Here is a 10,584-nt window from a genome sequence, read left to right as displayed (position 1 = left end):
TAAGACAGAATAAAAGATATTCCAACCCAGATTGAGATCATATTACCAGTAGAACCAAGATCACACTTCAATGAGTTCATCTTAGCTAAACTGAATACTTATACTTAAATATTTATACTTACATAGGAACTTAAATTATGGCAATGAGGAGAGCAGATCGCAGAGATTCTAATTATGATAACGCTGTTAATAATCCTCGCCCACAGCAGAAAGAACCAGTTTCTTATCATGAACTTAAACTTTCATTGATGACTGTTCGCGCCCAACGCGATGAATGGCAACAACATGCAAAAGAAAATGAGGAAGCTGCATCTGAACGCGATAAATGGCAACAACGTGCAAAAGAAAATGAGGAAGCTGCATCCCAACTGGTTCATGTTAAGCAAGAGATTCAAACTTACCAACTCGAAGCTAATGAGCTAAAAGAGCTTGTTACTAAAAATTATCGCTTCTATATTGATGAACAAGAAAATCATCAAAAGACGCTCTACCTTTATAAAGAAGAAAAAGCGAAAATATCGCAGCTAGTTCATGTTCACCAGCGAGAAATCCAAACTTGCCAACTCGAAGCTAATGAGCTAAAAGAGCGAGTAACTCAAAATTATAACTTTTATATTGATGAGCAAAAAAGTCATCAACAAACGCTCTGTCTCTATAACGAAGAAAAAGCTAGAGCGACTGAATTTCTTACTAAATATGAAGCAGTAAATTCTGAACGAGAAATGTATTTGAGTTTATACAATGAGACTAAAGCAGAACTCAAATATGAGCGTCGTTCAAAAGCTAGTATTAAAGGCTGGGAAACTCGCCGAAAAGCCGAGAATGAAAAACTAAAACGAGAAATTGCCCAGATGGTTGTGCTATTGCGTGACTCTTTAGCAAGTAAGGATGAAGCAGTAAACAGTCTTTACGTTGTCGCAGAGCGTATGGATCGGATTCAATCTCTAGTTGATTCGGTAGAAGAAGAAACAACTAACAATCCTATAGGTTTGGTACAAAAATTTAAACGCATCTGGTTGGCAATTAAAGATATACTTTCTGAATAAACAAGTATACTCATGAACAAAAAATCACTCCCAGCTACGCAAAAACAAGGTAAAGTGGGGCTGGGAGATCAAATTCGTAGTATTGCCGATCGCCTTAAACAAGAGACTGATGTACAGATAAAAGCAACTTCTAGGATTTTAGGGGCTGCTGCTCAAATTGCCGAAAATCATGACCGACTTATTAATGAAGTAGTTGATATGGTTGAGTCAGACCTGAATGCAGAGAAACAGGTATCTCAGAGGCATATTTATACTGTTGATATTCTGAAAGAACAGTTTCAAACATTACGAAATGCAAAGGTTCATTTTAACCTGAAAGTTAGTAGTTGGGAATCACTAGTTAATAAATTAAATGCTGTATCTTCCCAAACAAGCATAATACAGAATAAAACTCAATCCAATCATGGCTTGACGAACAATAATGTGATAGTTAGTGAAGACGATTTTAATAATATTGAAAAATTGACAGTTTTTTTAGAACCTGATGTTGCAGAAATGTTTCCAAATTCTCAAGCAGTCAATGAAGGTCTGCGTTTTTTAATTAGAGTTACGAGTAAAAATAGTTTTTGAAAGCGAATAGGCAATATTTGATATCTGGTGAAGGTTACATGAGAAAGTTCTCATGTAACCTTCATTGTCTTCTCATAAAACCCTGGTTAAACTTACGTTAAGTTCAAGTTAAGCGACACACAAAATTTTTAACAAAGAAAGGTAGAGAGTGGAAGAAAATCAGTATCAATGAAAACTTTATTTCTGGGTATAGAGCCATGTGTTCTCAATGAATTATTTTAGATTGCTAGATAAAAAGGGGGATTAGATTCTGTGGGAAAAATTAGTCAGGAGTGCAAATGAACAACTTGTTATCCCACTCTGGAGAAATTATCAGAACATCGGGTAGTATCGTTTCTTCAGAGAATAGTAGTTTATCTAGCAATACTCGGAAGTGGCGTATTGCTTTATATTCCCACGACACAATGGGGCTAGGGCATAAACGCCGTAATTTGTTGATTGCTCAAACTTTAGGATGTTCACCCCTAAAAACTGATGTTTTAATGATTAGTGGCATTCAAGATGCCAGTAATGTACCAACACCTCCAGGGGTAGATTGTTTGACGCTCCCGGCTTTGCACAAAAATATTGATGGGCGATATCAGGCAAGAAGATTGGATCTATCATTGCAGGAAATTATTACACTGCGATCGCAAGTTATTCTCACCACCATTAAAACATTTAAACCTGATATTTTTATTGTGGATAATGTACCGCGAGGAGCAGTCAGAGAGCTAGATCCAACTCTAGATTACCTGCGTACTCAAGGAAAAACATACTGCATTCTAGGTTTACGAGATATTTTAGATGAACCCGCTTCTGTGCGTCGAGATTGGAAGCGAGCAGCTAATGAAGAGGCGATTCAAACTTACTACGATCAGGTTTGGGTGTATGGCGATCGCAACATCTATGACCTAGCAAAAGAGTATCACTTCCAGCCAAAAACTGTTGCTAAATTCCGCTACACGGGCTATCTTGACCAACGTAGCCGCCTCAAACATCTGGATTTAGACAGCGTTCAAGCATTTAAATCGCTCAATCTGCCATCTGAACGATTGGTATTGTGCTTAGTGGGAGGCGGACAAGATGGAGCGCAGTTAGCAGAAACATTTGCTCATGCTGAACTACCACCAGAAATGAACGGTATCATCTTGACAGGCCCGTTTATGCCGCGAGAAGTCCGGCAAAAACTCCAGAACTATGCAGCGCAACGTGACAACTTGCGCGTGTTGGAATATTTAGCCGAGCCGACGCTGTTAATAAATCAAGCCGAACGTGTAATTGCAATGGGTGGTTACAACACAACTTGTGAATTGTTGTCATTTGCAAAGCGATCGCTAATTTTACCCCGCATCAAACCCCGACAAGAACAATCAATCCGTGCTAAACGATTACAAGCACTTGGCTTAATCGATGTACTGCACCCACATCAACTGACACCTGCTGCATTAACGAACTGGCTAACACTTAAGGTAGAGCCATCACAAGTCCGTAATTTCGTCGATCTCAAAGGACTTACCCGCATTCCCCAATTCGTTAATGAAATCCTCATATCAGCTATTTGTCATTAGTCATTGGTCATTTGTTATTGGTCATTTGTTATTGGTCATTTGTCAAAAATCTCACCTCATTAATTACGAATTACGAATTACGAACTACGAATTATGTCAATCCGTGTTGGTTATGTTCTCAAACGTTATCCCCGCTATTCTGAAACCTTTGTCGTCAATGAAATTTTGGCTCATGAAGCGGCTGGCTTAGATATAGAAATTTTCGCCTTACGGCCACTATGTGACACTCACTTTCAAAATATTATTTCCCAAGTGCGTGCGCCTGTAAGTTACATTCGGAGGCCAATTCAAGGGCGGGTTAGTGAATCACTCAATAGTCTTGCGCCTACGGCCGCTAGCTATTTTTGGGCAGAATTACAAGAAGCAAGTAAGGTTATCCCTGACTTTTGGCCAAAACTGGCTTTTGCTCAAGGTGAAAAAGCTAGCACTGTCTACCAAGCCGCATGGTTAGCACGAGAAGCGCGAATCAAAGGCATTACTCATTTACACGCTCATTTTGGGACTGTGGCAACTAGTGTGGCTCGGCTAGCATCTCACTTTACAGGCATTCCCTATACCTTTACGGCTCATGCTAAAGACATATTTCATGAAAGCGTGGAATTTGAGGATATGCAACGTAAGCTACAGGATGCGGCTAGTGTCGTAACTGTCAGTGACTATAATCTCAGATATCTGCACAATACATATAACTTAGCTGCAAAGCAAGTTCAGCGCATTTACAACGGTTTAGATTTGCGACAATTACAATATTCTTCTCCGGCTGAACGTCCGCCATTAATTATCTCAGTCGGTCGGTTAATCGAGAAGAAAGGGCTATCTGTTTTGATTGATGCTTGTGCCATTCTCAAGCAGAGAAATTATCAGTTTCAGTGTCAAATTGTCGGGACTGGTTCTTTAGAATTGACCTTGCGTCAACAAATTATAGATTTAGAACTGCAATCTATTGTGGAAATTGTCGGCCCGCGTCCGCAAAATGAGGTGTTTCAATTAGTACAAAAAGCTGCTGTGTTTGCCGCACCTTATGTTATTGGCAAAGATGGTAATCGGGATGGACTACCTACAGTTTTACTGGAAGCTATGGCTTTGGGAACTCCCTGTGTAAGTACTGATGTGACGGGTATTCCTGAATTGGTGCGTGATGGGGAGACTGGGTTAATTGTGCCACAACATGATGCCGATAAATTAGCGATCGCACTTGGGCAATTTCTCACAAATTCTGCTTTGCGGGTTAAGTTGTCAACCCAGGCTAGGCAATTAATTGAGTCTGAGTTTGATATTCATCGCAATACTGCAATTTTACGGAAATTATTTCTCACGCATACCGCAAGCGGAACTCGCAAAGTAGGCGCAAAAGCGTAAAGGAGGTGTGAAGATGCGAATTGCATACATTTGTGCTGATCCGGGTATACCTGTATTTGGTCAAAAAGGATGCTCGATTCATGTCCAAGAGGTGATTCGAGCGTTGCAAAAGCAAGGTAGCCAAGTTACATTGTTTGCTACTCGAATTGGGGGAGAATTACCCGCAGATTTAGCTAATGTTGTTGTTCATCAACTCCCAGCTATTCCAAAATTGGAACGGGCGGCACGAGAGCAAGTTGCTTTAGCGATCAATCCTGATTTACGCTTAAATTTGGCAAGATTTGGCCCCTTTGATTTCATTTATGAGCGTTATTCTCTTTGGAGTTATAGCGCGATGGAATATGCCCAAGCTATGGGAATTCCGGGTTTGTTGGAGGTAAATTCGCCTCTGATTACAGAACAAGCACAGCATCGGGGTTTGATTGATCGCGAAAGTGCGGAAGAAGTGGCAAATCGAGTTTTTTCAGCAGCTACAGCACTGATTGCTGTTTCAGATGCAGTGAAAACTTACTTAATGAATTATGTGGATAGTAGCAAAATTCATGTCATCCCTAATGGTGTTAATCCTCACCGCTTTTCTACCCTTCGTCCGGCAACTCAACCAGAAACCTTTACAGTGGGATTTGTCGGTACGTTGAAACCGTGGCATGGATTGCCAATTCTCACAGAAGCTTTTAGTTTACTGCATCAACGTGTTCCCAATGCCAAACTTTTAATTGTTGGCGATGGCCCGGAACGGGAAAATCTGCAAATGGAATTAGCTGCACGGGGATTAGATGCTCATGCTCAATTTACAGGTGCGGTGAATCCTGATGAAGTTCCTCAATTATTAGCAGCAATGGATGTCGCCGTTGCACCCTACGCCGCGCAATCTGATTTTTACTTCTCACCATTGAAAGTATATGAATATATGGCGGCTGGTTTGCCTGTAGTTGTGAGTCAAATTGGGCAATTGGCAGACTTAATTGATCCAGAGGTGAATGGTATTCTTTGTCCTCCAGGTGATGCGATCGCTTTAGCAGAGGCTTTAGAAAAATTGTGGCGATCGCCTCCTTTCCGTCATACTTTAGGACAGGCGGCGCGGCAAACGGTAATCGCAAATCATACTTGGGATGCGATCGCTCAAAAAATTCTCTGCATAGCATCTCCATTGCCGATGGAGTTGACATCCTCACCGATCTAAAGGCGCTCTTAAGAAGAAGTAATGAGTAATAAGTAACAAGTAATAAGTAAATACCCATTTTTCATCCACTCATTACTCCTTACTCCTTACTCATTACTTTAAAGCATTGCGTGAAGCACGGGGCTTCAGACCCAAATATGTGGTGAAACTATAAATGCCAAAAGCTCAAAATGTTCCTGGTTTGTGGGGAATCTTAGTTTATTTCTGGCCTGACATTCGTCCACAGTTCGGACTACTTTTGATTTCTGCGATCGCTTTAGTTGCAGATGTCGGACTACGAGTATTAGAACCTTGGCCGCTCAAATTTGTCTTTGATTACGTTCTCCTGCGCGGCGACAAGATAAATAATATTCCCATCATTGCTAGTCTAGAACCGATAACATTACTGACATTCTCAGCCGTTGCCGTCTTACTTATTACAGGCTTACGCGCCCTTGCTGCCTATTGGAGTACCGTCGGATTAGCAACAGTTGGTAGCCGAGTTATGGCAAAAGTGCGTAATCATTTATATTGCCATCTGCAAGATTTATCTTTGGCTTATCACACCAAAGCACGTAGCGGCGATTTAATTATCCGTGTCAGTAGCGATGCTAGCCGTCTCCAAGAAATTATGATTACGGCAGCATTACCGCTAGTAGTCAGCATTCTGACTCTATTTGGGATGATTGGGGTAATGTTTTGGATGAATCCCAGCCTCACCCTACTTTCACTCTTCACGCTACCGTTATTTTGGCTAGTTACTAACCGACTCAGCCAGCGTATTAAAGATTCCTCATTAAAGCAACGCCACCAAGAAGGTGCTGTGGCGGCGACGGCGGCTGAGTCGATTGCTGCCATTAAATTAGTTAAAGCCTTATCCTTGCAAGATGCTTTTGCACGGGTATTTGCTCAACAAAATCAGCGTAGTCTCAAAGAAAGCGTCAAAACCCAACGGCTGGCGGCTCACTTAGAACGTACTGTTGATGCTGTGATTGCACTGGGAACAGCGATCGTTTTATGGTACGGTTCTTGGTTGGCGCTGCGAGATGCGTTAACACCTGGGGATGTACTGGTATTTCTCACCTACCTGAAGAACGCCTTTAAGCCAGTGCAGAACTTCGCTAAATACACCGGACGACTGGCGAAAGCTGCGGCTTCGAGTGAGCGCATTTTAGATGTATTAAATCAGCAACCCGATGTCTATGATTTGCCAGATGCAATCCCAGCGCCGATTTTCCGAGGTGCAGTGCGTTTTGATCGCGTCCACTTTGCTTATGAATCAGGACAAGTTCTACTGCAAGAAATCAACTTAAATATTCAACCGGGACAACAAGTTGCGATCGTTGGGACTTCTGGTGGTGGTAAATCTACATTAGTTAGTTTATTATTACGGCTTTATGATCCAACATCAGGGCGCGTAATGATTGACGGGCGGGATATTCGAGAATATACATTAGCATCATTACGTCCGCAAATTAGTGTAGTTTTGCAAGATAGTCTTTTATTCGCTGCTAGTATTCGAGAAAACATTGCCTACGGGATCGCCGGGGTGTCTGATGCTGAAATTGAAGATGCAACTCGTTTAGCTAATGCTCATGATTTTATCCAAGCTTTACCGCAAGGATACGACACCCTTGTAGGGGAAAGAGGCGCAACTCTTTCTGGGGGACAAAGACAAAGAATTGCGATCGCTCGTGCTGCTATTCGTCAAGCTCCTATCCTGATTTTAGATGAACCGACTACGGGGTTAGATAAGGGGAATGAGAAGGCTGTGATTGATGCGCTGCAACAGTTGTCGGAAAATCGGACGACTTTTTTAATTACTCATGATCTTTATCTGGCAACTCGCGCAGATATGATTCTTTATCTGGAAAATGGGCAGGTGGTGGAACAAGGCACTCATCTGGAATTGATACAACAGAATGGGCGTTATGCGGCTTTGTATCAAGTGCAGGCTTCTTTGAGGGTTTAAAGGGGAGTTTTTTAACGCAGAGGGACGCTGAGGTAAGCGCAGAGGTACGCAGAGTATGGGTTTTAGTGATGGGAAGATGCCTTTTTTGGCGGATGCGGTTGATCGGTTGCGGGTGGAAGAGTGTTTTGGGCGGTGTTTAGCGATCGCTGCAAATTGTCGTGTGCAGAAAGTCCGGGTTATTCGTCATAAGTTGGGGCGGCGTTGTTTGATTGAATATGAATTGATTAATGATGATGGACAAATAATTACGCTGATTGGTAAGGTTAGGGCTAAGGGAACGGATTTTCATAGTTATGAATTACAGAAATCTCTATGGTCAGCGGGATTTGGTGATGATAGTCCTGATGGAATTTCTGTACCTGAACCTGTCGGGGTAATTCCTGAATGGCAAATGTGGTTACAGCGTAAGGTTGAAGGGGTTATTGCTACTCAATTTCTATCACAAACCGACAGTATTTTACCCGCAAAACTAATTGCTGAAGCTGCTCATAAATTGCACCAAGCTAATATTCCTCCTCGCCGTTCTCATACTATGTCAGATGAATTGCGAATTTTGTATGAGCGGATTCCATTAGTTACGCAACAATATCCACAATGGCAAGAACGCTTAGAGAGAATATTAGAATCAAGTAATCATTTAGGAGAAAACACACCAGAACCAAAACGCTGTGGTATCCATCGTGATTTTTATCCCGATCAAGTGATTATTAATAATTCTCGTTTATATCTCATCGACCTAGATTTATATTGTGAAGGTAATCCGGCGCTTGATATCGGTAATTTTATTGGTCATATTCAAGAATACAGCCTTCGTACTTTTGGTAATTCTCAAGCATTACAAGAGTATGAAAATGTTTTAACTGAAAAATTTATTCAGCTTACAAGCGATGAATTCCTCACAGCAATTCAATCCTATACAACCCTAACTTTAGTCCGGCATATTCATATCAGCACCCAATTTGTAGAACGTCGTCCTTTTACAGAAGCACTAATATGTCTATGCGAACAGCGACTTGGAATAATTCGTAATTCGTAATTCGTAATTCGTAATTATAGGGTTTCTGAGTTAAGTGCAATACAGTAACCCCAAAACCCTCATGTAGAGACGCGATTCATCGCGTCTTGAAAGACCAATACAGACCTAACCTCCAGCCCCTTCCCTACAAGGGAAGGGGAGTAAGACTCAAAGCCTTTCTCCTTTTAGGAGAGAGGTTTGGAGAGAGGTCAAAGTCTATTGTATACAAACGAGAATCGCTATATCTGTCACCCTATTTTTGCGAATTGGTAGTATTTTCAGGAGATAATATTGATGGGTTTGATTTTTTGGCAGAAGAAAATTAACTTGATTAGTTTAATTATTTTTCTTATCTTGAGCAGCATAAATAAAGCTAATGCAACTACTAAGCCCGCATTAATAGAAAATAATCAATTAAATAAAATTACATCAGTTTCTCAGTTGTCGGATATTAGTGTTGATAGTTGGGAATTTCAAACACTAGAAGCTTTGATAGAGCAATACGATTGTGCTATTCACGCTAACAATGACAATCAAACCCTGACTAGATATCAATTTGCTTCTAATTTAAATGCTTGTATTATACACATAAATGAGCTAATCAGTAATGGTAAAATAAATCGAGAAACCTTAACTACCATTCAAAAATTACAAGTAGAGTTTTCGGCAGAATTAGCAACTTTTAGAAATCGCATCGATTTATTAGAAAACAAAGTGGCTGCATTGCAAGCACAACAGTTTTCGCCTCAAGTCGAGTTAGAGGGAGAGATTATCTTTGCGATGACTGGAGTTGCTGGTGGAAAAAAAGCCAACAGTAGAACCAAGCCAATCAATGATAATTTAGTGTTGAGCGATCGCGTCCGTCTTAGCTTAGAGACAAGTTTTACTGGCAAAGACAACTTACAAATACGCTTGCAAGGACGCAACACCCCAGAATTGGCAGATTTCACCGGAACTAAAATGGCCAATTTGGGATTTGATGGCGATGATGACAATGAGATGGAAGTAGATGAGATAGATTATAAATTTCCACTAGGTAAGCAAACTCGCATAACTTTGTACGCTTTGGGAGGAGGATTAGGTGATTTTGTTCCTAGTGTCAATCCTCTTTTTAGCGGTAGTGGAGACGGATCGATTTCTACATTTGGACGAGAAAATCCAATTCGACGACAAGGTGGCGGTGCAGGTATCGGTATTTCTCATAATTTAAATGACTCTCTGAATCTGTCATTGGCATACATCACCAGCGATGCAGCTAATCCAGAGAGGGGAATTTTTGCTAGTCCTCATGGTGCGATCGCTCAAATCACCCTTGAACCCACCAAAACAACAGCACTTAGCGTTACCTATATCTACTCTTACAATAATGTGAATACCGGAACCGGCAGTGAATTAACTAACAATCCCTTCAATAATCAGGCAGATGCCATTGCTGCGAATTCCTTTGGTGCAGAAGCCGCTTGGCAAATTAACCAAAGTATCACTCTTGGGGGGCGAGTTGGTTTTATTCATGCGACAGCAGAAGATTTAGCAGCAACCCCAAATGCTTTTATCTCCACATGGGCGTTACTACTATCGATCGAAGATATTGGCCAAGAAGATAGCTTTGCCGGATTTGTGGTGGGTCAACCGCCTAAAGTGAATGATAATAGTTTCGGTGATACCTTTGAAGATGAGGATACATCTTTACATCTAGAAGCTTTTTACCACCTGCAAATCACAGATAATCTAGCGATAACTCCGGGTTTATTTGTGATTACGAATCCCGAAAATAATAATAGTAACGACAAAATCTATGTTGGTACGATTCGGACAACATTTACCTTTTAACCTATCAAAGTCCCCCTTTTTAAGGGGGATTTAGGGGGATCTAAAAGGTTTTTCTACCGACCAGAGGACTTTTAAAACAT

At 41.1% G+C, this 10,584-nt stretch carries 8 protein-coding genes; all 8 read left to right on the top strand.

Annotated elements, in window-relative coordinates; all coding sequences use genetic code 11:
- Nucleotides 1–137: 137 nt before the first annotated feature.
- The 8 genes from ACWATR_RS08775 to ACWATR_RS08740 all read left to right on the top strand — a co-directional run bounded on the left by ACWATR_RS08775 (nt 138) and on the right by ACWATR_RS08740 (nt 10,504).
- Nucleotides 138–1,046, top strand: a complete 909-nt coding sequence (locus tag ACWATR_RS08775) for a hypothetical protein (RefSeq protein WP_460331472.1) — start codon at nt 138–140, stop codon at nt 1,044–1,046.
- Nucleotides 1,047–1,058: 12 nt separating this feature from the next.
- Nucleotides 1,059–1,616, top strand: coding sequence for a hypothetical protein (locus tag ACWATR_RS08770; RefSeq protein ID WP_460331470.1), 558 nt, complete (start codon nt 1,059–1,061; stop codon nt 1,614–1,616).
- A gap of 278 nt (nt 1,617–1,894) precedes the next feature.
- Nucleotides 1,895–3,166, top strand: coding sequence for a glycosyltransferase family protein (locus ACWATR_RS08765; RefSeq protein WP_460331468.1), 1,272 nt, complete (start codon nt 1,895–1,897; stop codon nt 3,164–3,166).
- A 93-nt stretch (nt 3,167–3,259) separates the two neighbouring features.
- The gene (locus ACWATR_RS08760) at nt 3,260–4,525 is read left to right on the top strand and encodes a glycosyltransferase (protein WP_460331466.1); all 1,266 of its coding nucleotides are present in this window, start codon (nt 3,260–3,262) and stop codon (nt 4,523–4,525) included.
- Between the two features lie 13 nt (nt 4,526–4,538).
- Entirely contained in the window at nt 4,539–5,708 is a 1,170-nt protein-coding gene (locus tag ACWATR_RS08755) for a glycosyltransferase family 4 protein (RefSeq protein WP_460331464.1), read from the top strand.
- A gap of 154 nt (nt 5,709–5,862) precedes the next feature.
- Nucleotides 5,863–7,659 (top strand): ABC transporter ATP-binding protein, encoded by a 1,797-nt coding sequence (locus tag ACWATR_RS08750; RefSeq protein ID WP_460331462.1) that lies wholly within the window; start codon nt 5,863–5,865, stop codon nt 7,657–7,659.
- Between the two features lie 55 nt (nt 7,660–7,714).
- Nucleotides 7,715–8,695 (top strand): phosphotransferase family protein, encoded by a 981-nt coding sequence (locus ACWATR_RS08745; protein WP_460331460.1) that lies wholly within the window; start codon nt 7,715–7,717, stop codon nt 8,693–8,695.
- 273 nt (nt 8,696–8,968) lie between these two features.
- A complete protein-coding gene (locus tag ACWATR_RS08740; protein ID WP_460331458.1) occupies nt 8,969–10,504 on the top strand; it encodes an iron uptake porin in 1,536 nt (511 codons plus the stop codon).
- The last annotated feature ends 80 nt before the right edge of the window (nt 10,505–10,584 follow it).

The organism is Nostoc sp. UIC 10890, from assembly GCF_054786515.1.
This window is presented reverse-complemented; position numbering and strand designations above follow the sequence as displayed.